Here is a 25,873-nt window from a genome sequence, read left to right on the forward strand (position 1 = left end):
GGAACTGACGGGCTTGCTCGTATCAGTTCCTGTTTGGTTAAAGGAGGGATAAGATGTTGAGCTATATTGTCCGGCGGATTCTAGTGTCTATTCCTGTATTGTTCGGCATTTCTATTGTTACTTTTTTTATGATTCGTTTAGTACCCGGAGATACCGTTACGGCATTATTGGGAACACGTTATAGCGAAGAGCAAGCTATACAATTGAAAGCTTATTACGGGCTGGATAAGCCTTTATATATCCAATATTTGATCTGGATTGGAAATGTACTGCGGGGCGATCTAGGACGTTCTTCATTTAGCGGAGATTCGGTGATGCAATCAATTATCGAACGCTTGCCCGTCACTCTAGAATTGACATTGATTAGTGTATTGATTGCCAGTCTCGTAGGGATTCCACTCGGTATATGGGCAGCTTATCGCCATAATCGACTACCTGATTATATGGCAACGGTTGTAGGGCTATTGGGAATTTCGATTCCGGGATTCTGGTTAGGAACGATCTTTATCTTATTATTTGCATTGAAGTTAGGCTGGGCTCCTTCCAGCGGATATATCTCTTTCTGGGAAAATCCACTACAAAACTTACATCATATGTGGATGCCGGGTATTGCGCTTGGTGCAGCCGTATCTGCGGTAGTCATGCGGATGACACGTTCCACGATGCTTGAAGTATTAAGCGAAGATTATATGAAAATGGCTCGTGCCAAAGGAATGTCGCCGTTGCGATTGTTAACAAGACATGCACTCAAAAATGCAATGATTCCGATTATTACAGTGCTCGGTATCCAGATTGGTTATTTGATCGGTGGATCTGTTGTGATTGAGCAAATCTTTTCGTTACCCGGAATTGGACGCTTAGCATTACAAGCCATTACCAATCGAGATTACGCTTTAATGCAAGGGACAATACTGTTTGTAGGTTTTTGTTTTGTAGTCATTAATCTGATCGTTGATATTCTGTATTCGATCTTAAATCCCAAAATTCGTTATTAGGAGGAGCTCTGAATGAAAGAGATTTGGTATCGTTTTAGCAAAAACAAACTCGCCATGACGGGTCTCCTATTTATTAGTTGTTTTGTGCTGATCGCATTGGGTGCAGGCTGGATAGCTCCATTTGATCCTTATGCACTGGGAACCGAAATGTTAGGCAAGCCCAGTATTCATCACTGGTTAGGTACAGATCAGTTAGGACGGGATATTCTTTCTCGCATTATTTATGGAGCAAGGATATCATTGCGAGTAGGTGTTATTGCTGTCGGGGTTGCATTGCTTATTGGAGCGACAATGGGAATCCTTGCAGGTTATTTTGGCAAATGGGTCGATGCGATCATTTCACGTATCACCGATGTTCTATTTTCGATTCCTGATATTTTGTTAGCCTTATCAATTATGGCGATTCTAGGTGCAAGTACAACGAACTTAATGATTGCAATCGGTATTGTATACACACCGATATTTGCACGTATTGCTCGAAGTGCTGTATTGTCGATCAAAAGTTCGCTTTATATCGAAGCCGCTCGTTCGATCGGTGTAGGGCATATTCGAATTATGCTCAAACATGTATTGCCTAATATTATGGCTCCACTTATTGTACAGATTACTTTATCTTTTGCTTTCGCTATTTTAGCAGAAGCAGCGCTTAGCTTTTTAGGGCTGGGCGCAGAGCCGGATACCCCATCATGGGGAACGATGCTTAACGAAGGCAAAGACTGGATGGAATCGGCATGGTGGATTGCTGTATTCCCGGGTCTAGCGATTACCATTGCTGTATTAAGTTTTAATATTCTGGGAGATGGTCTACGTGATGCGCTTGATCCCAAATCCAATAAACATTAAATCATCTTAGAAGAAAGGAGTGCTGTTTGATGCCTATTTTTTATCCAACAGATCGACCTTTAGCTGACTTTAAATGCAATACCTTTGCTATTATTGCTCGTTGTCCTCAGACCAAACGTTTTGGTGCAGCTGCGGCTTCTAAATTTCCCGGTGTTGGCGCATTCTCTCCTTGTGTTGATCCTGAATATGGGGTGGTAGCTACCCAAGGATGGATGAATCCAGCACTCGGACCTCGTGGTATAGAATTGTTACGACAAGGACTTACTGCTAATAAAGTATTAGATGATCTGCTGATGGAAGATCCCGGTCGAGATTTGCGGCAGGTGGCTGTAATCGATCGTTTTGGTCATTGTGCTGCTTTTACAGGTAGTGAAAATGATGATGTTAAAGGGCATGTGATTGGGGATCAATTTTGTCTATCAGGCAATTTGCTTGCGAATGAAGACGTATTGCCTGCTATGGAGCGAGCTTTTGAACAAAGTGCAGATCTGGAACTGGCAGAACGCCTACTTGCTGCTCTCAAAGCAGGTTCAGATGCAGGTGGAGATCGTCGTGGCAAACAAGCATCCGTACTCAAAGTCGCCGCTACACCCGGTTTTCCTTATGTCGATTTCCGTGTCGATGATCATCCCGAACCTATTCTTGAATTAGAACGAATTTATTATAGTAATCGATCTGTATTAATTGAACAATACTACGACTGGGTGGACACCGTGATGAAAGGTATTCCACTCGAAAAGAAAGGTTGAGTCGATGAGTTATTTTCCGGAAAATGATCCTTCTTTAACGACAACATCTCTGTTAAACACATCTTCTATCCTGATTACCAATGCAAACCTGTTAACGATGGAAGGGGTAACGATAGAGCAAGGCTGGATTCATATCGTAGATGGTAAAATTGTAGGCTTAGGCGATACTACCGAATGGGAAACGTATAAGTCACAACTAAGCAATATATCCAATACTCGAATTATTGATGCACAGAATCGCCTAGTCTCTCCCGGCTTGATCGATCCTCATACCCATATCGGTATAGATGAAGAAGGTATCGGGTGGGAAGGTGCTGATTACAATGAGACATCTGAAGCGGTAACTCCTCATTTGCGTGCGTTAGATGGAATTAATCCTTATGATGAAGGCTTTGTAGATGCTGCTAGAACAGGTGTGACTACGGTTCAAGTCTTACCGGGTAGTGCTAATGTGATTGGAGGCTTAATGTGTTGTCTCAAAGTTCTTCCAGGATCAACCGTAGAGCAGATGGTTGTACTGCATCCGTCAGGTCTCAAAATGGCATTGGGCGAAAATCCTAAAAAATATCATGGAGTAGCTAGTGGTCGAGCGCCATTGACTCGTATGGGGATAGCTGGTATCATTCGTGAACAATTAGTACAGGCTCAACATTATATAGCACAGCAACAATCTATAGAGGTAGAACAATCGAGACCATCACCTCCACGCAACTTGCGTATGGAAGCTTTGGGTCTGGCTTTAGAAAAGAAAATTCCTGTTCGTTTTCATGCACATCGTGCCGATGATATCGCGACAGCACTACGATTAGGACATGAATTTGACTTGGATATTACCATTGAGCATACAACCGATGGGATTAAGATTGCCAAAGAATTAGCGTCATCAGGTCGATATTGCAGTGTAGGTCCTACCTTATCTTCACGTAGTAAAGTGGAACTGCGTAACCTTTCTTGGGAAACGTATCCTGCTCTGTATCAAGCAGGGGTGCCGATATCAATCACAACCGATCATCCTGTATTACCTATTCAATATTTGCCAACATCAGCCAAAATGGCTATTCAAGCAGGATTGCCACTAGATGCCGCATGGGAAGCGTTAACGATTCAAGCGGCTCGTCATTTGCATCTAGCCGATTCTACAGGCTCACTAAAAGTAGGCAAAGATGCAGACATCGTGATCTGGAATACACATCCGCTTACCGATTCAGGTGAAGTAGCTCTGACGATGGCAGGTGGACAAATAACATTTGAGCAGTCTGAACCGCAACTATAAATAGACAAAAAGTATACATCACTTATAGTACAAAATGTTAGCAAAAAATGAACTTAAAGGAGGCGTAACCGATGGAGCATCCCCCGATTCATTCTCTTATGCGCTTCATGAAGACGATTATGTCTCCGGTTCATGAAGAACAAATGCTTCAACTGATTTTGCAGACAGCGATGGATAGTATCCCAGCCGCAGAAGCAGGGTTTTTATTTTTGTATGATCCATTAATCAATAAGTTGATTATTCAAGCTACAGTAGGCTATCTTCCAGCAGTGATGACGATGACTCGATTGTCTTCAGGTGAAGGGATATCAGGCAAGGTTTTTGCAGAACGTATGCCTATTCGGATCAACAATCCTCTGGATCTACAAAGTGCTATGGATAATATGAGTGCTTTTAATTACAAATACTATGTAGAATCATCGACTCAAGGGGAAATACCTTGTTGCTGTATTGCAGTGCCTTTATTATCTGATGGTCGTTGTATAGGAGTAGTGACGCTTGATAATTTTACCGATGCACAAGCATTGACTGAACATGATCTGGAATCTCTACAAATCTATTGTGATCTTGCAACGATGGCGATTGAGCATCATCGTTTATTTCGACAGGTTCAAGAGCAGAATCATGAGCTGTTTTTGACTCATGATGCGCTACGTCAAGAGCATGAGCGATTACAAGTGACAATGGACTTCCATAATCAGATTAATAACTTGGCAGCAAAAGGGTACGGAACCCCTGAAATTCTGTCTGCTCTATATCGTAATGTCAAAATGCCGATTGCTGTATTCGATCTGCTACTCACACCTATGGGTTATTTACCTGCTGAAGTCAAACCTCATTTACCCGATCAATTTCTACAACATCCTGCGATGCAGTGGGTGCAACGCAGTAAAAAGTGGCAACGAATTGTACTCGAAGAAGATGCTGCTCAATCTATTATTGTAACTCCGATTGTAGGTACCGATCGATTGCTTGGTTATTTGTGTGCATGGACAGGAAATCAAGAATTTATGAGTACGAACAAAATGATTTTTGAATACAGTGCCACGGTGCTTGCCTTAGATTGGGTGAAAAAAGAAGCTGTTCAACAATCACAAATGCGTGCCAAAGATGCTTTTTTCGAAAGTATTTTATCCGGTGAGATGAATATGTCTTTACAAGAGCAAGCGCGTGTACTCGGATTTGAACAGGAAGATCATTATGCAGTGATGTTGATGCAACCGCTACAAGGGAGTGCACGACATTCATTTGAATCTATTATGAGTCAGCTACATATCCATTATTTATTGGTTGAACGGCATCATCATACGATTATTATTGTGAATATTGCGGGGAATCTGGACAAAGAAGAACGTCAAAGTCAATTTCAATTGTTATTACGTGAGCTGCGCCGAGATCGTCAATTATCATCAGGTATCGGTAGATTGTATCAGGGATTAGATAAAGTAAGTCGATCCTACAAAGATGCTGAACAATGTATGCAGTTATTGCTCAAAGAAGGCAATCAACAGCGCTTGATCTATTTTGGTGATCTAGGAGTGATTCGCTTTTTTATGCAACAATCGTATGAAGAATTAGAAGAATATTTGAATGATGTATTGGAACCAATTATTCAGTATGATCAGCAAAAAAAAGCCAATCTAATGATCACTTTAGTCTCCTTTGTTAAATATGACCGCAATCTCAAAAATACAACTCAATCATTACGTATTCACCACAATACTTTATATTATCGACTCGGACGGATTCAAGAATTATTAGGTTACTCTTTTGATCATGGAGATGAATGGTTCAATGTCCGCATGGCATGTCAGATTTATTTGTATTTATATGAAGATTAACCAAAATGCGGGAGAAAATACGAAATAAACACGAAACTTTATCCTAAAAGAGATAAAGTTTTTTTGATTTGTTAACGCAGTGTAAAAATTTCAAAAAAAGCTAATACATAATATGACAAAATTCGATAATAATAATAGGTCTTAGTAACTAAGAGGATTATATAACAATATAGCGGAGGCAGACACATCATGACGGTCAGAACCAGATTAATTGTAACCATTAGTTTATTAATTTTTACTATTTTAGGAAGCGGAATATTATCTTTTGTTACCATTTCTAATACGATTGAACAAAGTGCATTATTACAATCCAAAATGGAAATGCAAAAAAATATGAAACAGATCGATTTTAGATTAGCAGGGCTTTCTAATGATGAACGTGGTTATTTACTTACAGGTGATCAAGAATACGTACCCGAAATGCAGAAAAAAATCACCGAAATTAATAGCATTTTACAATTGTTGCAACAATCAACAGCCGGTGCACCTTATCAATCTTCTTTACAAGAGATTAGTACGACATTTGCCAAAGTTACCGAGTTAAATGGAAATGTAGTCAAATTGCAAGGCGAAAATCCAACAGCTGCTAGTCAATATCATTTTGGAGAAGAACGGACACTACGCAAAACAGCTTTAACACCAGCAGTCAGTGAAGTGATTACGAACCTTAATCAAGAAGTAGCACAATTACAAGCACAAAATGAAAAACAAGCGCATCTCAGCAAAACGATTATTTTAGCAGCAGTAATCATTTCTTCAGTAGTGGGTATTCTTTTAGGTATTCTTTTACTACGTGCTATCCTCAAACCTTTACGTCTGCTAAATCGCCAAATGTTAGAAATCGCTCAAGGCGAAGCTGATTTGACTCAGAAAATTATATTGAAACAAAAAGACGAATTTGGAACATTAGCATCGAACTTTAACTTATTTGTATCTACATTACATTCTATCGTCAGTCAGATCGGTGTATCGTCTGATATGGTTGCAGCTTCAGCAGAAGAATTTTCAGCAAGTGCAGAGCAATCCAAGGCTACTTCTCAGCAAGTCGCTGAATCTATGCAAGTGATCGCTGATCAGACAGGTGGACAAGCCAAACAATTGAGATATCAATCGGCTTCTTTGCAAGATTCATTCCATAAATTATCTGAGATTTCTTCGAACACTGCTCAAATGGCAGATTTCTCTCAATTAATGAAGCAACAATCTGAAAAAGGAGCAGATTCGATTGAACGTGTAGGCGAGCAAATGATATCGATTCAAAGTTCAGTATCTCGCGCAGATCAAAGTGTAGGTGTACTGGCAGGACATGCGACTAAGATTGATACAGTAACTACATTAATCAATGAAATTTCGTCTCAAACTAATCTTCTAGCATTAAATGCTTCTATAGAAGCTGCTCGTTCGGGAGAACATGGACGTGGATTCGCAGTGGTAGCAGAAGAGGTTAGAAAGCTGGCTGAACAATCAGCAAATGCAGGTAGACAGATCAAAGAATTGGTTAGTCATATTCAGTTAGAAACACAATCGACAATGTCAGCTATTCAAACGGTTCAAACAGATGTTGCAACAGGTAATCAGATGACCAGAGAAACAGTACAGCAATTCCATGATATTTTGAATGCAGTGGAAGAAATTTCATCCAAAACGGAAAATATCGCGAATAATGCTTCACAAGTTAATGATTCTTTTGCAGATTCTGCGGATACAATGCAGACGATGACTAAAGGAACACAAGAAATATCAGACAGCACGCAGGAAATCGCTGCGGCAACAGAAGAGCAATTAGCTTCGAGCGAAGAAGTTCTACATTCTGCTGTAGCTTTAACGTCACTTGCAGAAGATTTACAAGCATTAGTCACTCGTTTCAAAATCTAATCTATATCGCAAAGATCTATAGCCTAAAGAAAAAAGCACATTCCTACATGATGTAGGATGTGCTTTTTTTTGTTGGTAAAGGTATATTGAGAATTATTTTATGTTGAGAAGATATTAGGCACTTTCACGTCAGGTTCTAGATCTGCTTCATAATCCACATGATCTGTCTCAAAGCCGAACAGTTGGAAAAATTCACGACGATAGCCTTCTAGATCAGTCAATTCATAAATATTTTCAGACGTTAAGTTGTCCCAAATTTCAGCAACTTCAGCTTGCACATCTTCGCGCAACTCCCAGTCATCGATACGAATACGGTTTTTCTCATCCACAGGAGCAGGGCCATCTGTATACAAACGGTCTGCAAAAAGACGGTACATTTGCTCGATACAGCCTTCGTGAATCCCTTTTTCTTTCATAACTTTATACAATGCTGAGATATATAAAGGAACAACAGGGATCGCTGAGCTGGATTGAGTTACTAATCCTTTACTTACAGATACAAAAGCACGTCCGCCTGTAGCACTTAATTGATCGTTCATTTCTTGTGCTGTACGTTCCAAATGATCTTTTGCTTGTCCGATCGAACCTTGACGATAGATCGCTTGCGTAATATCTGAACCAATATAAGAATAAGCAACTGTTGTTACATCTTCAGTCAAGACACCTGCTGCATTCAATTGATCCATCCATAATTTCCAATCTTCGCCGCCCATTACTTTTACCGTATCTTGTACTTCTTGTTCAGAAGCCGGTTCGATCGTAATTGGAGTGACTTCACCATTGTGGAAGTTAACTGTTTTGTTGGTATATTCAGCGCCGATAGGTTTGAGCACAGAGCTGAATGTTTCACCTGTTTCTGGATCGGTACGACGTGGAGCTGCTACGCTATAGATCACAGTATCGACTTGACCCAATTCTTTACGAATCGCTTCAATCGTCTGAGCTTTGATCTCATTAGTAAAAGCATCACCAATCACACTGCAAGATTTCAATCCTGCTTTTTGTGCTTCTTGTTCAAAAGCCGCCGAGTTATACCAGCCCGCAGAAGCGGTACGCCCTTTAACTGAACCTCCATCGCGATAAACACCGATTGTATTAGCACCTGCACCGAATGCCGCTACGATACGAGAAGCTAGTCCATAACCCGTAGAAGCACCGATAACAAGTACATTGCGTGGGCCACTGATTTTAGGTTGAGATTGTACATATTCAATTTGTTCTTGAACTTGACGTGCACAACCGACAGGGTGAGCTGTCGTGCAGATAAAGCCACGTGTTCTAGGTTTAATAATCATAGGAAGGATTCCTCGCTTTCACTTTTTACATCATCTTTCGTATTGTAGCATTTTTTGCGAAAGTGTACACGATAAGGCTAGTTGAGGCATATAGAATCAGTAAATTACAAAGTTCAATTATCGTCCCAAAATGGACATAAAATAATGCTAAATAGCTGTTTAAAATTTAGATAGGTTGGTTAATAAATAACATCAAAGAATAATTGCACAAAATATAATAAAATATTTTTAAATAGTATTGCAATATTCTTTAATTAATGTTATTATTAATTCATAAGGTTACTAAGAGAAAATTAGTTACCAAAAAACAGCTAACATCACAAAGGAGAAATTAACCATGAATACCAAATTTCAAAAAGTTTTATTGTCAACTACTTTAGCACTAGGTCTTGGAGCAGTAGCAGTTGTAGCACCAATCGGAGCTAACCAAGTATCTGCAGCTTCTAACGATCAAAGCAACCATGAGAAAAACAAAGACAAAGCAGAACAACGTGCTGACAACCAAGCTTATGTAGATTCTGTAAGTGCACAAATTAACTCTATGTTCGGAACTGCTAACGAAACAACTGAACCTACTACACCAACAGACAACACAACAACTGAGCCTACAAAAACAACTGAACCAGTAGCAAACAACAAAATCACTGTAATTCTTCCACAAGGTGCTAGCCTTACTGAAATCGCTGCTCAATATGGTGTAACTGTAGACGAATTGGTTGCTGCCAACAACCTTCTACCTGCTGGATACCAATTGACTATTCCTCAAAAATAAGAATTTAGACATTATCGATCAACTGCCATCTGATCGGCCAAAATATTATCTACCCATAAGTATCTGCCAAATGCTTATGGCGTAGTTTATATATAAAAAGCTGACGTTCCCCCGAGCGTTGGCTTTTTTTGTTGTTTTCAAACAGTTAAGACGATCAATAACTGTTAGATAGTTCATTGTGCTGTGACATCTATTCGCTTTTAATAATAAAGAAAGCGGAGGGGATCTTATGATTCATATATGTAAAAGTAGAGGAAGAATAGAGATTCAGATGGATGCTTATCTGATGGGTACAGACGATGTGGTTATACTGATCAGTGGAGGAGATCGCCCTCATTTGGGCACAATAACGACAGGCACTAAAGATCAACCGTTGCAAACGATTCAATTTCAGCGACATCAAGAATTTTATATCACAGAGGAAATCGCTATGAACTTACGGAAACATTGGCGTGGGAATTTTGCGATTTCTGGAGGAATTCATATTGATCAGATCAATCGTGAAGAAATTAACCAACTTATCGAAATGGTGGTAGAGATGGGGAATGAATTGATATTGAAGTTGCAGAAGTAGTAATAGATAGAGTGAGAGTAAACATTAGAATTAGCCATGTAACTAATTTAAATAAAGAATACATATACAAAAAGAACGAGATGATACATCAACGAATAGAATGTCAATCGTTAACATAATTATCTCGTTTATTTATAAATCAAATCATTTCTTGCTTATTTAGTTAATGAAGAAGTAGTTAAAGGTACGAATAATTTAGAGTCATTATCAGCATCAGTGATTTCAACAAAAATAGCTTTGGTATTAGAAACATCTACATCGGCGCTAACCATACCATTATCAGGATTAACAGATATCGTTTTGAGTGTGGTATTATCTTGATTCATAATAACTATTTTTTGATTACCACTAAGTGAAGCTAGTTCTAGATGCAATGTAGAATATTTATTATCAGTCATGATCTGAAAGCTTTTACTTTGATTATTTACACCAGTGTATAGAAAAATATCTTTGTAATCTTTGTCTTTATAAACAGTATTGCTTGGATCTTTGGTGTGCCAGTCAGAGGTACCTAATACTTTGGTTCCTAGCGTGCTGAGTGATTGAGATTTATTTTCGATAGGGGTTGTAGAAGATCCTGTGTTACCTGAATCGCCAATGATAACAGAAGAAGAAGATTTGTCGTAAGTGATTGAAGTTCCCATTAGATTTCCAACTGCACGTACAGGTAAGTAGGTTGTTCCGTTGTAAGTAATAGGGAGTACCGCTTGACCATTTGCATCTTTAGCCGTAACCGTAGTTCCATTCATTTTAAGAGAAATTGTACTGTTCAAATAAGCTTTAATCGGTTCTAATCCTGTAGCTGCGAGAGCACCTGTCCCTATTCCAAATGTTAACGTAGCCGCCAAAATACCCAAACCAACTTTTTTGTTCATTAAATATCCCTCCTGAGTAATAAAGTAATAAACACTATTATAAATAAACGATTAACAACTGATTGTCAAGTGTTCGGTATGCGTTGATATGTCTTTTTTAATATGTATAATATAGATCATAAAAGATCAAAAAAGACAGTACAAAGTAAAATACCTCTGTACTGTCTGCTTATATAATGTTGTATATTAAGAATAATCTGTAGGATCTTTTTCTTTCAATCCTTGACCTAGCCCTTTCATAAATCGCATTCCAAATCGAAGCGCTCGATTGATATCAGGATCTTTCAAAGCTTTCATTAATGAGAATACACCTAGTTTGGTGTTATCTTCTTTACCTGCTTCTTCTAATCCTTTGGTCACACTATTCATTAATTGAGTCGTTTGTGCAGGATCAACCGCAGTTAAGGCACCCGCTGCCGCCATACCATTATTGATCAGATTAGTGATTTCTTTACGAGAAACTTGTCCCAAAGCAATCTCTGCAATATGCGCTTTCGCTTTGAGCATCGATTCCGCTGCTTCCAAAATCCCACTATCATTTAACTCCCGTAATATCGACATTGACCGTGCTAACGCCGCATTAGATTCTGCTAATTCCTTTTTCAATTCATCAATCGTCTGCTGCTGTTGCTCTTCATCAGTAAGCACCCGCTTACGAATCGTAGTAATCGGAGTCGCCATACATACATTCTCCTTTCGCCCATATCCATCTAGTAAGATATACCAACTTACAAACATATAAATTCATCATCAATACTCAAAAAACATCATATAAAAAAGGAAATCAAACCTAACAAGTAAAAATGAAAAACACATAAAAGTAGGAAATAAATCCATATAAAACAAATCATAAAAATAAAATAATGTATTCAACTCTCTAAAGAATTAAATTCTTTAAAAAGGTTTTATTCTTTACCACTGCTCCACAATCCCCAAGTTGCACCAGCGAAGGGAGTGAAATTGTTCTGAAAGAGCGAAGCGCTCGCCTTTGTAACGAAATCCCTACCGCCAAGCGGTAAATCAAGGGATTCCGTTACACCAGCGACGACAAGAACAATCTCACTCACAAGCGCAGGTAACTCCTCCCCCTCTACATATCAACTAAAGAGACGTAATCATCACGATTCCATTTACGTTGTACTTCAACACCATTTTGCGGATGGCGTTTTTTGTTACGAGGATTGAATGAAGGTAATGGATTAACACCTTTGACATTCAAAATCATCATCCGTACTTTGGTCTGTTTGTAAGCGGGTGTATGCGTCCGTACATCAACCGCTGAACCAGTTAAAAGATTAACAGCTGTCTCATGACTGGTAGAGTGCATAGGTACATAAATTTCTTTGCCACGTACACGGTCGGTGACAACAGCTCTTAATTTAATAGCACCATACGGAGATTCAAGACGAACCAGTGTACCGTCTTCAACACCACGTTCTGTGGCTAGTTCAGGAGACACTTCGACAAACACTTCAGGTAATTTGCGATTGATCCCTTTAGACTTATTCGTCATATTGCCTTCATGGAAATGTTCGAGTAGTCGTCCATTGTTCAACACAAGATCGAACTCAGCAGGGAACTCTACAGCAGGTACATATTGCACTAGTGAGAAACGAGCTTTTTTATCCGGGAAATGAAACCCATCTGTATAAAGTAGAGGTGTGCTTTCACCCGTACTCGAACCCCATAAGAAGCTTCCCCAACCTTCTAACACCTCATAATTACAACCGGAGAAGAAAGGCGTTAAGCTTGCCATTTCATCAAAAATTTGAGAAGGATGAGTGTACCCCCAATCAAATCCCAAGTGTTTAGCAAGTTGAGTTGTTATCCACCAGTCAGGCTTAGAATCGCCCAAAGGTTCAAGGACTTGATACAAACGTTGCACACGACGCTCCGTATTGGAGAAAGTACCATCTTTTTCAAGAGATGGAGCCGCAGGTAAGACTACATCTGCAAACTGAGCGGTTTTGGATAAAAAGACATCTTGAACAACGAAAAATTCAAGTTGAGCTAACATTTCATGAACATGATTCACATTGGAATCAACCCATGCCATATCTTCACCGACAAGATACATCGCTTTAAGTTCTCCACGAGCGATATCATCGACCATTGCGATATTATCTTTACCCGGCGCTGGAGAAATCGAGACCCCATAAGCTTTTTCAAATTTAGCACGTGCTTCATCATTAGAAACGTGCTGATATCCTGGTAACCAAGGTGGTAAAGTACCCATATCACAAGCACCTTGTACATTGTTATGACCACGAAGTGGATAAGCCCCTGCACCTGGACGCATATAGTTACCTGTTGCTAATAACAGATTGGAAATAGCCGCAGACGTATGAGATCCAGCGATATTTTGTGTAACTCCCATACCCCAACAGATTACAGTTCCATCCGCATCCCGAATCATTTCAGCAATTCGAATCAATTCAGCTTGTGCGATTCCAGTAATTTCTTCTGCATAAGCAAGCGTATAAGGCTCAGAAGCTTTGAGGTATTCATCAAATTGATTCACATGTTGGTGGATAAAGTCAGCAGCATGCCAGCCTTGCTCTACCATATAGTTCATAATCGCTGTAATCCAGACAAAGTCTGTTCCTTGTTGCGGACGAATAAATAAGTCTGCCCGTTCAGCCATTTCATGTTTACGTAGATCAGCCACAACCAATTGTTGACCATGTAATTTGTGTGCACGCTTGATACGAGTCGCTAGAACAGGATGACCTTCAGCTGGAGAACAACCGATCAGAATCACAAGACCAGCAGCGGCGATATCTTTGATTGTACCTGCATCACCACCAATCCCTACTGTAGACATCAGACCATCTGAAGCAGGGGATTGGCAATAACGAGAACAGTTATCGACATTGTTGGTTTCAAATACTTGTCGAGCTAATTTTTGGATCACATAGTTTTCTTCATTGGTGATTTTGGAAGAGGAGATAAAGCCTAATTTATCACTGCCATGTTCTTTGCGAATCGCTGTCATTTTTTCAGCAACAAGTGTTAAGGCTTCATCCCAGCTCGCTTCTACAAATTCACCATTACGACGAATCAGTGGAGTGGTTAAGCGTTGGTCACTGTTAACAAAGTCCCAACCAAATTTACCTTTTACACAGGTAGAGATGGCATTCACTGGTGCATCGTGAGAAGGCTGAACTTTAAGAATCTCCCGACCTTTCGTCCATACTTCAAATGAACAACCGACTCCGCAGAATGTACACACTGTTTTGGTTTTGCGAGTCCGTGTATCACGCATAGCCGCTTCGATTTCTGAAATAGCAAAAATACCGCTGTATCCTGGTTCTACATCTTTGATTAGATCAATCATCGGATTAAGCATTTCTTCGCCAATACCGGACATAAATCCAGCTTCGCCTAGCATCGATTTCTCCATCAAAGCATTACATGGACAGATGGTGACACATTGTCCGCAACTGACACAGGAAGATTCGTTAATAGAAACGCCTTCATCCCACATCACGTATGGACGTTCGGCTTCCCAATTGATTGATAACGTCTCATTGACTTGCAAGTTCTGACATACCTCTACACATTGCCCACAAGCGATACACTGATTGGGATCATAGCGATAGAACGGATGAGACATATCTACTTCGGTTGCAGGGACTTTCGGTTGGAAAGGATATTTCTGATGTTCGATACCCATTTCTTCAACTGTATTATGGAGTTTACAATTACCGTTATTGTTATCACAAACAGTACAATACAACATATGATTTTCCAGTAAACGATCCATACCTTCTGTTTGAGCCGCTTTGGCAGAAATAGAATTGGTCTGCACATTCATTCCTTCTGTGATCGTTGTTGAACAAGCGCGTGCTAATTGACCGTCAATTTCAACAATACAGGTATCACAGGTCTGAATCGGATCGACTTCAGGAACATAACAGATTTGTGGATGCTGAATTTGAGCTAGATTAATAACATTCAGTACGCTTAATCCTTGCCCGGCTTCATAGGTTTCGCCATTGATCGTAATTTTGATTGGTTGTTGTTCGCTCATGCAGATACCCCTTTATTTAACAGTTGTATTTCTAGATGTACGCATTTGGCACTATAAATGCGACTTCTTCTAGTGAAATCAAAAATGATTTTTGTGAAACAAAATATCTTCCTTCTCAGGTTTTGCAAAATGTGGCACATCAAATAGAGCATAATATAAAGATTTTCGGATTTGTGTAGTATCATATTTATACTTTATTATCCTAAATATGTATTATTAACTAATAGATACAGATTAAGGATAAAATAAAAAAGGCATAAAAAAACTCCACCTTAAAATCACTACCCCTTTGCAGGTAGCACTTTTAAAGTGGAGTAATCGTTTAGCAATGACATACTAACTGACCAATCCGATTATATTATGACAAAAATGTGAATACTCTAAATTATACTCTTCTTTTGTGAAATTTCAAGACACATTTAACACACCATGCTAGCTATCTGTATTTGAAATCTACAAAATGAGGTGTATGATCAAAACATTACAGCAAGGAGGATTATCAATGAAAAAGGAAACTACTTTCAATGAAATCGTACGTAAAGTACGTAAAGATACATTTGGCAAAGGACCGGAACGGATTCATACGACCTTTGTAGATAATATGGCAATTACTAAAATGTGGGGCAATTTTACACCTACCGAAAAATTTATTGCTTTAACTTCTGAAGGCAAAGAAATGGTACACCGTGCGCGAACACAGATGGTTCAAGGACTGTATGATCAGCATGTACCTGATGGTATGGAAGAATTATGCGGTTCTAAATTACAGCATTTGTTTACCGATATTAAGGTGGAAGATGATTTTGCCATCTCTGTATTTGTTTTCGAAAAAAATATTGAGCAAGGATGAGGCAGATGGATCTAGAATTGCAACAAGAGCGTACGATTGTGCGTTACCGGCGCGGACAAGTCACCACGATCACTGATCAGGTCGTTAGCGAACAACCGATTACTGTAAAAGTAAACGGCGAAGAATTTGTAACGTTAGTCTGCACACCTGAGTATATTGAAGATATGACAGTAGGATTTTTGGCTTCAGAAGGCGTGATCAAGCAGTATAGCGATATTCAAGAACTATGGGTACAGCCTGAAGAAGGTTTTGTCCATGTGCATACAGATCGCTGGAAGCCACAGCATCGTCAATTATTTACCAAGCGTTATATTACTTCTTGTTGCGGTACCAGCCGTCAGGGATTTGTTTTTTTTAATGATGCACGTACAGCTAAAGTTATAGATACAGTTAACGTTACTTTGTCTTTTGAAGATTGTTTTCGGCTAATGGAAGAAGTCCAACAAAGCGGGGAATTATTTCGTCATACAGGTGGTGTGCATACAGCCGCTTTATGCGATCCGAGTGGAATTATTGTGGCACGAAGCGATATTGGTCGCCATAATGCATTGGATAAAATTTACGGTTGGTGCCTCAAACAGAATCTTAGTTTAGAAGGTAAAATTATCGTATTTAGCGGTAGAATTTCTTCCGAAATTTTGACGAAAGTATCCAAAATTGGCTGTGAAGTGATCTTATCCAAATCTGCGCCTACAGGATTAGCTCTTGAGCTAGCCGATCATCTAGGCATTACAACTGTTGGATTTATTCGTGAAGATTCATGCAATGTATATACACATTCACAAAGAATTCTGGAATGTCAGGACATATCACCAGATTCTATGATACTCTAGTATGAAACCAAAAAATAAATACCAGAAGAAGATAAGATTCTAAACTATCTTGCAACAAGGTAAGATGAACACGTTTCGAAGTCGATGTAAGACGGTACTAGCGAGGAATGGAGAGGTGTCTATGACTTCAAAAGATCAACATAATCGTATATTAAGAGACTTGCGCATCTCTGTCACAGATCGCTGTAACTTCCGTTGTCGATATTGTATGCCAGAAGAAATTTTTGGTAAGGATTATGCCTTTTTACCTAAAGAAAGCGTACTGACAGAGGAAGAGATTGGTCGAATTGCCAAAATATTTGTATCTCTAGGAGCCAAAAAATTACGAATTACCGGCGGAGAACCTTTACTGCGTAAAGACTTGCCTAATATTATAGAGCGTCTATCCACTTTGGATGCAGAAGATATATCGTTAACGACCAATGGTAGTCTGTTATCCCGTATGGCTGTAAGCTTGCGTCAAGCTGGACTTCATCGTGTTACCGTGAGTCTGGATAGTCTGGAAGACGATATGTTTTTGCAGATGAATGGAGGACGCAGTCGTGTTCAACCTGTACTTGATGGGATTGATGCGGCAGCTGAAGCAGGATTACAGGTCAAAGTAAATATGGTCGTACAAAAAGGATTCAACGAAGATGCAGTTGTACCGATGGTCGATTATTTCCGCCAAAGAGGTCATATTTTACGTATGGTTGAATATATGGATGTAGGAAATAGTAATGGTTGGAATCGTGAGCATGTGGTCAGTAAGCAAGAATTACTGGATCGGATCGGCGAACACTTTCCACTTCAACCGGTTGCACCGAATTATGATGGTGAAGTAGCAACACGTTATCAATTTGCAGATGGTATCGGAGAGATTGGGTTTATTTCCTCGGTAACCGAAGCTTTTTGTTCATCATGTACACGAGCAAGATTGTCTGCCGAAGGGAAATTATATACTTGTTTATTTGCAACTAAAGGTCATGATCTTAGAGATTGGTTACGTTCAGACCGTAGCGATGAACAGATTGCAGATTATATACAAGCTGTATGGACCAATCGTAAAGACCAGTATTCGTTAGAGCGAGGATTAGCTTCTGACAAAAATGATCCCAATGGTCATAAAGTAGAAATGTCGCATATTGGAGGATAGAAGGGGCAACCCTTCTATTTTTTTATTTGCAAATACAGCAGAATTGGGTATTCCAAAATTTTATTTGTCACAGTATTGACAAACTTTAAGCACCAGATTAATCTTAATGAGCAGTTAGCGATTATTATTTGAAGCAGACTCATAGAATGTTTTTGCTTTAAATCTAACGATCAAGTTGATTGGTATCCTTATAGGCGTCTGTAAGGGCATTAACCAGCATTAATTATTCTCTATCCTCTTTTTGAGCTAGATCTAAGAGGTCTATTGGAGCATTGTTAATGGTGGTTTTTTGGCGTTTTTTTTATAGTTTATGATAACGACGATCTGTTACAACGATGATGAACATGGAGGGTTTACAATGTCTTTTTACACCCCGCAAGAAATTATGAATATCACCGCTGAAAATGGTCTAAAAAAATCAAGATTACCATTCTGGACGGTATTGATTCTGGGCTTTCTAGGTGGAGCATTTATCTCATTAGGATTTTTAGCTGATATTCGTGTGATTGGTACAGCACCCAAAGAATTAGGCTCAATCGCGGGCTTTTTTGGAGCCGCTGTCTTTCCAGTAGGTCTGATGTTGACGATTCTTGCAGGAGCAGAGTTATTAACAGGCAATATGATGGTGATGGCTATGTCGTGGTTTGCCAAAAAGATTACACTATCCCAAGTAATCAGCAATTGGGTATTGGTATTGCTATCTAATTTTATAGGTGCGATTGCAGTTGCTTATTTTTTTGGACATGTGGTTGGACTTACAGAAGGTGATTTTTTAGCCAAAACACTCGCAATTGCACATGCCAAAGTGGGCGAAGGTTTTGGTGAAGCTTTTGTATCTGCGATTGGTTGTAACTGGTTAGTCTGTCTGGCAGTCTGGTTAGCTTATGGCAGTAAAGATTCAGTCGGTAAATTTATAGGAATCTGGTTCCCGATTATGGCATTTGTTGCAATTGGATTTCAGCATGTGATCGCTAATATGTTTGTGATTCCAGCGGCTATTTTTGCAGGGTCTGATATTACATGGACGCAATATGTAGAGAATTTTGTGCCTGTCTTGTTAGGGAATTTAGTTGGAGGGGCTATCTTTGTTGCTCTTGCTTATTTTGGAGCTTATCGCTATACGACAGAGCTTGCTATAACGACAGAAGCAGTAAGTGATTCTAACCATTATCATGAGCAAGGATTAAGTAGCTCAGTGGTCAAAGTCAAACACTAACAGCCATATACGCATATCTATCTATAAAAAAAGAAGCATAACCGAATCGATACGGCAATGCTTCTTTTTTATAGAAATAAAGCTAAATATACAAATCCATCATGTCGCTATTAAGCCGAAGTTTTCTCGTCATGTGGTGTTGAAGTAGGAGTAGATGGTCTGACGATCGGTTCAACATTATTAGTGTCTGCTGAATTGACTACTTCATTCATATCGATCTGGAAGCGGTTCAGTTCGTGTTGCATTTCTTCGCGAATCTGACGAAGCATTTTCACTTTTTCGCTAGATTCTAAGAATGAACGTTGTTGTTCTACTGTAGAAGCTGTAATTTCTTCACTACCGGCAGCCGATTGTTCAGTGATAGCACTGATATTTTCGATCGCTTGATGAACCTGACTACTCATATCTTGAGAAACTTTCATATCTGTCGCAAGCTTACTTACATGTTCAGCAATCTGTCCGACTTTACTACTAATTGCCGCAAAGGAAGCATCTGTAGAACTTGTCGCTTGCTCTTGTTCCTGAAAGAGATCAATACTTTGAGCAACAGAAGATTTTACTTTATTCATCGCTACAGTAATGCCTTCAACTGCTGCAAAAATTTGTTGTACAGCGGTCACAGATTGAGAAGCTAGCTTTTTCACTTCATCTGCAACGACAGCAAATCCTTTACCTGCTTCGCCCGCGCGAGCCGCTTCGATGGAAGCATTCAGAGAAAGTAAATTCGTTTGAGATGCAATTTCAGATACTAACTTGGTCATATCTGTGATTTGTTCTGCATTTTTTTCAAGTTCAGAGACGGTTTTCTCGACTTCAGCCATCGCAGAACGATTGTTAGCTACGAGTTGCAATTGTTGCTTCATCACAAGACTACCTTGTTCAATCGCTTGAATCGCTTCTTCACTATACGCCGCAGATTCTGTGGTCGTCTCTAGATTGGATGAAAATTTCTGTTGCATATCATCAACAACCATAACTGTTGTGCTCAAGTCTTCCGCAATCTTCTGACTACCAATCGCTAATTCTTCTGTCGAAGTAGCAACTTGATTCACAATTTCTTGCATCACATCATTGCTACGATCAATATCTTGTGCCATATTATCGACACGAACGCCTGCTTGATCAATCGAAGTTACGATACTACGCAAGTTATCAATCATAATATGGAATGAACGATTAAGATCATCCAGTTCGTCTTTACCTTTAGTCTCTGCTAACTTGATCGTTAGATCGCCATCAGCAATTCGTTGAGCTGCAATATTCATTTGTTGAGTACGACGTGCAAATTTACGTGCTGTCCATGTGTTAAATACGCCGACAGCAATCAGTAAGAAGATAGCGCCGAATAAAGCGATTTGCCAAGTGAGATCAATACTGTGTGTTAAGTCTTTAGTATATTCGGCATACCGTGTCTGAGTAAGTTCATTCAAAATATAAATATCGTTCTGAACGCCTTCGATACGAATACTTTGACGCTTGGCTTCTGAGCTATCATCGTTTGTTAATGCTTGTTGTGATGTGTCACTCAAGTCTTTGAATTTAGTCACTATTAAAGCTAGACGTGCTTGTTCTTCAGGCGTCTGTAACATGCCATTTGAAAGGGTATCAATCGTTGCTTGCGTCTGAGTCAATTGAGTATTTACACTCGATTTATTACTAGCTGACATGGTAAAAGAGAAGTTAGCTAAAGCTTGTCCTGTCTGTACCATATTACCATCTAGCTGTTTAACATTTAGCATAGCTGGAACGAGATTATTGTTTTGTGAGTTGATATTAAGTAGTTGAAAAATAATGTATGCGACAAGAATTAAAGAAGCGATCAGCGAAATCATCGCATTTAATACTAATTTACCTTGTATTTTCATAAGATCCTCCACGTAGTTACTTTTAAATTCAGGAGCTATATTAGATTGATTAAGAATTTAGATCAATTTTGATCTCGCCTGAAATCAATTTTTTCTTTAAATCTTCTAATTGTTTTTGTTGTTCTTCGGTTAATTGAATAACATGAATATCGGTTAGGCCTACACCATCGCCAGTTAGACCAAACACCATGTCTTTTTCTTTAAACGTTTTATTGTTTTTGGCAAAAGATTGTAATGCGCTATACAAAGCGACATCGACATTTTTGATCATCGAAGTCAACACTGCTTTTTCAGCTACGAAAAATTGATCGCTATCTACACCAATCGCATATTTACCTTGAGTCTGTGCTTCTTGTAAAGCACCTACGCCCGTCAAACCTGCTACAGTATAAATCACATCTACATTTTCATTTTCAATCATTTCTTTCGCTGTTTTGGCACCTAGTTCTGAATTACCAAAGTCACCTGTGTAGTTGGTTACAAAAGAAATATTAGAATTTACAGAGCGAGCCCCTTGTTCAAATCCAGATTGGAATTTATGCAATAATGGGGATTCTACACCACCCAAAAATCCAATACGATCAGATGTACTTGCCATAGCAGCTACAGCACCTGCCAAAAAACTACCTTCTTCTTCTTTGAACGTGATCGAAGCAACGTTAGGTAGCTCTGAAGTCTCATCTACAATAATAAATTGTTTGGTAGGATTAGCTTTAGCCGCTTTTTCTAGACTTTCTTTCATGATATAACCAAGTCCAATAATGATATCGCTGTTTTCTTTTGTTAACTGGTTAAACGCTTCATCATACGTTTTGGTCTGAGAAATTTCTTTATAATCAAAGGTAATACTTTCTTCATTTCGTGCCTTTATTAATCCGCGAAAAGCAGCATCACTATAAGATTGATCACCTAAGCCAATATCCGATAATACAATCCCTACTTTGATTTTGTTTGCCCCTGTGGCAGCTTCTGTTTTTGTTTGCTGAGAAGAGCAAGCACTTAGTAATAACATGATTGCGATTAAAGCAGTCAATCCAGATAGAAACGTTTTTTTTCTCATCATACTTCTCCTATTCCCCTCTAATCCCAAAATAAATAACTTCCTTTCTTATATCGGTTGATGAGAGAAGTTCGTTTATAAAATTTTATAGCCATCGACCTAATACTTTAAATTTAAAATAATTATTTAAGCACAAAATAGTTTTTTTGAAATTAATGCTTGGATGCGACACTGTGACAGGGTATGATAGACAATAAAAATACGAATTCGTTATTACTGGAGGAGAAGCATGAAGTATATCAGTACTAGAGGACAAGTAGAACCAAAAGGATTTATTGACACTGTATTAATGGGGCTTGCTGATGATGGCGGTCTAATGGTACCCGAGCATATTCCGGTGATTGCTCCTGAAACGTTAAATGAATGGAAAAGTCTAAGTTATGTAGATTTATTCCTCACTATATTTTCTTACTATACGAATGATGAGATTCCAGCAGAGGATTTGAAAGATTTAGCGACTCGCAGTTATGCTAATTTCCGTCATCCTGAAGTGACACCTGTGACTAAGATTGATGAATCTCTTTATATTATGGAATTGTTCCACGGACCTACATTCGCATTCAAAGATGTAGCTTTACAATTTATGGGTGAATTCTATTCCTATGTATCCAAAAAGCAAAACGAGATTATTCATATTTTGGGAGCAACATCCGGTGATACTGGCGCTGCGGCTATTCAAGGGGTGCGTGGTAAAGAAGGAATCAAAATCTGTATCTTACATCCACATGAGAAAGTAAGTCGTGTACAAGAGCTACAAATGACGACAGTGGATGATCAGAATGTACTCAACTTATCAGTTAAAGGTAATTTTGATGATTGTCAGAAGATTATTAAAGAGTTGTTTGGCGATCTCAATTTCAAAAAAGAATATCATCTACGTGCAATTAATTCGATCAACTTTTTGCGGATTTTAGCACAAACGGTGTATTACTTCTATGCTTACTTGCATATTGATCAAGGACAACACCAATTGAAAAAGATTAATTTCAGCGTACCTTCCGGTAATTTCGGTAATATCTTTTCAGGATTTTTAGCTCAAAAAATGGGATTGCCGATCAATAAACTGATTATCGCAACCAATGAAAATAATATTTTAGAGCGTTTTGTACAAACAGGTGAATACAAACCGGGTGATTTCAGAAGTACACATAGCCCTTCGATGGATATTCAAGTGGCCAGTAACTTTGAACGTTATCTTTATTATTTTGTAGGTGAAGATGCTGCTAAAGTCTCCGAATATATGAACGTTCTCAAAAGTGAAGGACAAATTGTGATGACAGGCGAAGATCTAGCCAAAGTACAAAGTGACTTTGCGGCTTATGGCGCTTCCAATCAAGAATGTCTGGATACGATTTTGAAATATAAAGGCAATCATGATTATTTACTTGATCCTCATACAGCATGTGGGATTACAGCTTATGAGAAATATCAAGGGGACGATGAGATTTGTATTACTTTAGCTACTGCTCATCCAGCCAAATTTGATGAAGCCATTATTCTATGTGAAATTGAGCAAGAGTTCCCTGACGAAATCAAAGCATTATTCTCCCAACCGCAACATCAAGAAGTGGTTGAACATGATACAGCAGAAATTGTACGTCAATTAGAAGCCTTTTACACATTAGCGTAGTTCTCACGATATGACCGAATAAACATCCTTGTATTCTTTATATTCTGTTCAGGTCACCAGCCAGAAGAATAGATATAAAGAAAAGGATGTTTTTTGGTATGTACACGTAATGAGCTTTATTGACGATCATTCTTTGCTTCGTTAAAATTAAAGACATCATACATCTTGATTATATACAATCGCTTTTGACCAATATCATAAAGAATACAGATAGAGCTAAACGCTAGGAAGTAGGGATCGATATGAAATTTTCAAAAGCTACCAATTATGCACTGCATACAATGGTCTATCTGGTGCAACAGGAATCGAATAAGCCTATCGGAGTACAACAAATTGCAGAGACCTTCTCCGTCTCACCAACCTATTTATCCAAAATCTTGACCAAGCTGGTCAAAGCAGGCATTATTGAATCGGCTTCAGGAGCGAATGGAGGATATCGCTTAAGACGAAAGCGTGAAGAGATTTCATTTCTGGAAGTAATTCATGCTATAGAGGGCGTTAATTCTTTATTTACAGGCTGTTTGAATAACAATGATCAATGTGCTATTCAGCGAGTGATGTTCGAAGCAGAAGGTCAGATGGAACACTATCTCAAAGAGAAAAAGTTGATCGATGTGTCTATCCATTCGGAGATGACGATATAAAATAAGCTCCTTTTTGATCCAGTAGATCGCAGGTAATTATATCTGCGATCTTTTGTTTGCGTTAAGCCTATATTAAAATGGGTACTAAGAGGAAGCTGTATATGTTACAAGTTATGTATATTCATTGTTATACGAGGACATATTTGGGTCTGTAGAAAGGATGATATAGGAATGCTGCAACAGAATCTAGTCGAATGGCAACAACAATGGAAGCAATTATTGCACCAATTGGAGCTAAAAGGAGCAGACACTGCACTGCTCTGGGAGGAACCAGCTACAGATCAAGAAATTGCTGATATTGAGCATCAATTAAAGATTACATTGCCAGAAGAGTTAAGAAGTCTGTTGCAAGATGGTGGCAAAAGAGTCATGGTCTACTGGAATATTTCATATGCTCAAACGGCTCCTTTTGAGTTATCTGGAGATACGGGTTGGGATATAGAAAGTATAGATTTTTCCGATTTTGGAGACGATGAACAGATTGATCAGAAGCGTTACTTATGCTTTTACCATGCAGGTAACGGCGATGAGCTGGTATTGGATCTGTATAGTAATCCTCAGCGTCCAATGGTATTCCACTGGGCACATGAGACAGGCGAATTTCATATTCTAGCTGTCTCGCTTACTGACTTTTTGAATAAAGTCACAGAACTGAGTTGTATCGGTGCAGAAGAATGGCAGTACCAGCCGTTTATCGATAATTGTGGATTGAATTTGTATAGTAAGCTTGCCAAGCAGTGGCAACAATGGATTCATGATTATCTGCATTTTACGTTAGAAGACGCAAGTCAGCATCTAAATCAATTGATTCGTTATACAGAATTAAATGGAATAGAAGATGATACGGTTCAAGCTTTTGCACATTATCATCCAGACGAAGTATTACAAGCATGGCTTGAACGGATTCAGATCGAACATATACAGTCTATCAAAGACGGATTAATCGAATATACCGGATTAATTAATCGACATCATGCTGCGGATTGGGTGCGCGAATTATGGGATTTACCTGAAGATCAACGGATTAATTCATATATTCTTGCCTATCTGACAGCGATTTGTTTACCAGAAGATGAAGGTTTGGAACGGATATGGAGAAAGATTGAAGAAAAAGAAAAGGAAAAAGAGCGTAAATTAAATGGGTATGAAGCGAATACCGGTCTCAAAAATTTTCACAGTCGCAAAGTCATTCACTGGATCAAAGATCGAGTCACTTTTCCATACGATGGTTGGGATCAGCTCTTTGCCATTTCGAATCCACAGAGTGAAGATTATATAGAGTGGTTACAAGGCAATGATGCACAGCGCCAGATCGCTATTTCAGCATTGGGCAAATCGGTACAATTAGATCAAACGTTTCACAGAGTTGAACAAATTGAAAGTGTGCGTGTATTATTAGAACAGGCTATGAACAAAGCTGTAATTAAAAAAGAAAAGCGAATTATCGCAGAAGCGTTGAAAGTATTGGATCAATACAATGTTTAATAAGTAAATAAAGAATGATTTATAGTGGAG

At 38.9% G+C, this 25,873-nt stretch carries 22 protein-coding genes; 15 read left to right on the plus strand and 7 right to left on the minus strand.

All coding sequences use genetic code 11. The features are described 5' to 3' along the window. Positions 1-53: 53 nt before the first annotated feature. From RCP16_RS02670 to RCP16_RS02695, 6 genes are all read left to right on the plus strand, one after another. Positions 54-995, plus strand: a complete 942-nt coding sequence (locus tag RCP16_RS02670; RefSeq protein WP_273594539.1) for an ABC transporter permease — start codon at positions 54-56, stop codon at positions 993-995. A 12-nt stretch (positions 996-1,007) separates the two neighbouring features. Further along, the gene (locus RCP16_RS02675; protein WP_069330021.1) at positions 1,008-1,838 is read left to right on the plus strand and encodes an ABC transporter permease; all 831 of its coding nucleotides are present in this window, start codon (positions 1,008-1,010) and stop codon (positions 1,836-1,838) included. A 29-nt stretch (positions 1,839-1,867) separates the two neighbouring features. Further along, positions 1,868-2,587: a DUF1028 domain-containing protein gene (locus tag RCP16_RS02680; RefSeq protein ID WP_137223397.1), complete on the plus strand. Its 720-nt coding sequence runs from the start codon at positions 1,868-1,870 to the stop codon at positions 2,585-2,587. 4 nt (positions 2,588-2,591) lie between these two features. Then, on the plus strand, positions 2,592-3,860 hold the full coding sequence (locus RCP16_RS02685) for an amidohydrolase (protein WP_308641593.1): 1,269 nt from the start codon (positions 2,592-2,594) through the stop codon (positions 3,858-3,860). A gap of 71 nt (positions 3,861-3,931) precedes the next feature. After that, positions 3,932-5,701 (plus strand): helix-turn-helix domain-containing protein, encoded by a 1,770-nt coding sequence (locus RCP16_RS02690; protein ID WP_308641594.1) that lies wholly within the window; start codon positions 3,932-3,934, stop codon positions 5,699-5,701. Between the two features lie 189 nt (positions 5,702-5,890). Continuing rightward, on the plus strand, positions 5,891-7,576 hold the full coding sequence (locus RCP16_RS02695) for a methyl-accepting chemotaxis protein (protein WP_069330017.1): 1,686 nt from the start codon (positions 5,891-5,893) through the stop codon (positions 7,574-7,576). A gap of 98 nt (positions 7,577-7,674) precedes the next feature. On the opposite strand, the gene fabV is transcribed toward RCP16_RS02695, so the two are convergent. Then, positions 7,675-8,871, minus strand: a complete 1,197-nt coding sequence (gene fabV, locus RCP16_RS02700) for an enoyl-ACP reductase FabV (RefSeq protein ID WP_069330016.1) — start codon at positions 8,869-8,871, stop codon at positions 7,675-7,677. Between the two features lie 337 nt (positions 8,872-9,208). Here fabV and RCP16_RS02705 point away from each other — a divergent pair, with 337 nt between their 5' ends. Together RCP16_RS02705 and lpdD are read left to right on the plus strand one after the other, a co-directional pair. Then, the gene (locus tag RCP16_RS02705) at positions 9,209-9,643 is read left to right on the plus strand and encodes a LysM peptidoglycan-binding domain-containing protein (protein WP_308641595.1); all 435 of its coding nucleotides are present in this window, start codon (positions 9,209-9,211) and stop codon (positions 9,641-9,643) included. 229 nt (positions 9,644-9,872) lie between these two features. Continuing rightward, positions 9,873-10,217: a prenylated flavin chaperone LpdD gene (gene lpdD / locus RCP16_RS02710; protein WP_308641596.1), complete on the plus strand. Its 345-nt coding sequence runs from the start codon at positions 9,873-9,875 to the stop codon at positions 10,215-10,217. Positions 10,218-10,372: 155 nt separating this feature from the next. On the opposite strand, the gene RCP16_RS02715 is transcribed toward lpdD, so the two are convergent. The 4 genes from RCP16_RS02715 to fdhF form a co-directional block, all read right to left on the minus strand. Beyond that, complete coding sequence (locus RCP16_RS02715) at positions 10,373-11,092, minus strand: stalk domain-containing protein (protein ID WP_069330013.1); 720 nt, start codon at positions 11,090-11,092, stop codon at positions 10,373-10,375. A 186-nt stretch (positions 11,093-11,278) separates the two neighbouring features. Continuing rightward, complete coding sequence (locus RCP16_RS02720; protein WP_308641597.1) at positions 11,279-11,773, minus strand: helical membrane plugin domain-containing protein; 495 nt, start codon at positions 11,771-11,773, stop codon at positions 11,279-11,281. Between the two features lie 224 nt (positions 11,774-11,997). Further along, a complete protein-coding gene (locus RCP16_RS02725) occupies positions 11,998-12,159 on the minus strand; it encodes a hypothetical protein (protein ID WP_308641598.1) in 162 nt (53 codons plus the stop codon). Between the two features lie 23 nt (positions 12,160-12,182). Beyond that, complete coding sequence (gene fdhF / locus RCP16_RS02730; RefSeq protein WP_137223411.1) at positions 12,183-15,125, minus strand: formate dehydrogenase subunit alpha; 2,943 nt, start codon at positions 15,123-15,125, stop codon at positions 12,183-12,185. Between the two features lie 502 nt (positions 15,126-15,627). On the opposite strand from fdhF, the gene RCP16_RS02735 reads away from it, so the two are divergent. The 4 genes from RCP16_RS02735 to RCP16_RS02750 all read left to right on the plus strand — a co-directional run bounded on the left by RCP16_RS02735 (position 15,628) and on the right by RCP16_RS02750 (position 19,159). Then, complete coding sequence (locus tag RCP16_RS02735) at positions 15,628-15,975, plus strand: Na-translocating system protein MpsC family protein (protein ID WP_069330010.1); 348 nt, start codon at positions 15,628-15,630, stop codon at positions 15,973-15,975. Between the two features lie 5 nt (positions 15,976-15,980). Next, positions 15,981-16,808, plus strand: coding sequence for a formate dehydrogenase accessory sulfurtransferase FdhD (gene fdhD, locus RCP16_RS02740; protein WP_308641599.1), 828 nt, complete (start codon positions 15,981-15,983; stop codon positions 16,806-16,808). A gap of 115 nt (positions 16,809-16,923) precedes the next feature. Further along, positions 16,924-17,943 carry a GTP 3',8-cyclase MoaA gene (moaA, locus tag RCP16_RS02745; RefSeq protein WP_137223415.1) on the plus strand — a complete coding sequence of 340 codons (1,020 nt, stop codon included), beginning with the start codon at positions 16,924-16,926 and terminating at the stop codon, positions 17,941-17,943. 358 nt (positions 17,944-18,301) lie between these two features. Beyond that, positions 18,302-19,159: a formate/nitrite transporter family protein gene (locus RCP16_RS02750; RefSeq protein WP_308641600.1), complete on the plus strand. Its 858-nt coding sequence runs from the start codon at positions 18,302-18,304 to the stop codon at positions 19,157-19,159. Positions 19,160-19,269: 110 nt separating this feature from the next. Here the strand turns inward: RCP16_RS02750 and RCP16_RS02755 are convergent, their stop codons facing one another. Both RCP16_RS02755 and RCP16_RS02760 read right to left on the minus strand, forming a co-directional pair. Continuing rightward, positions 19,270-21,024, minus strand: a complete 1,755-nt coding sequence (locus RCP16_RS02755) for a methyl-accepting chemotaxis protein (RefSeq protein ID WP_308641601.1) — start codon at positions 21,022-21,024, stop codon at positions 19,270-19,272. A gap of 49 nt (positions 21,025-21,073) precedes the next feature. Continuing rightward, positions 21,074-22,084 carry a BMP family lipoprotein gene (locus tag RCP16_RS02760; protein WP_069330005.1) on the minus strand — a complete coding sequence of 337 codons (1,011 nt, stop codon included), beginning with the start codon at positions 22,082-22,084 and terminating at the stop codon, positions 21,074-21,076. Positions 22,085-22,313: 229 nt separating this feature from the next. On the opposite strand from RCP16_RS02760, the gene thrC reads away from it, so the two are divergent. The 3 genes from thrC to RCP16_RS02775 all read left to right on the plus strand — a co-directional run bounded on the left by thrC (position 22,314) and on the right by RCP16_RS02775 (position 25,843). Further along, positions 22,314-23,714 carry a threonine synthase gene (gene thrC / locus RCP16_RS02765; protein WP_308641602.1) on the plus strand — a complete coding sequence of 467 codons (1,401 nt, stop codon included), beginning with the start codon at positions 22,314-22,316 and terminating at the stop codon, positions 23,712-23,714. A 242-nt stretch (positions 23,715-23,956) separates the two neighbouring features. Further along, on the plus strand, positions 23,957-24,358 hold the full coding sequence (locus tag RCP16_RS02770) for an RrF2 family transcriptional regulator (protein WP_069330003.1): 402 nt from the start codon (positions 23,957-23,959) through the stop codon (positions 24,356-24,358). 171 nt (positions 24,359-24,529) lie between these two features. Beyond that, positions 24,530-25,843, plus strand: coding sequence for an SMI1/KNR4 family protein (locus RCP16_RS02775; protein WP_308641603.1), 1,314 nt, complete (start codon positions 24,530-24,532; stop codon positions 25,841-25,843). Positions 25,844-25,873 lie beyond the last annotated feature (30 nt).

This window comes from Paenibacillus nuruki, from assembly GCF_963311185.1.
Lineage (GTDB): Bacteria > Bacillota > Bacilli > Paenibacillales > Paenibacillaceae > Saccharibacillus > Saccharibacillus nuruki.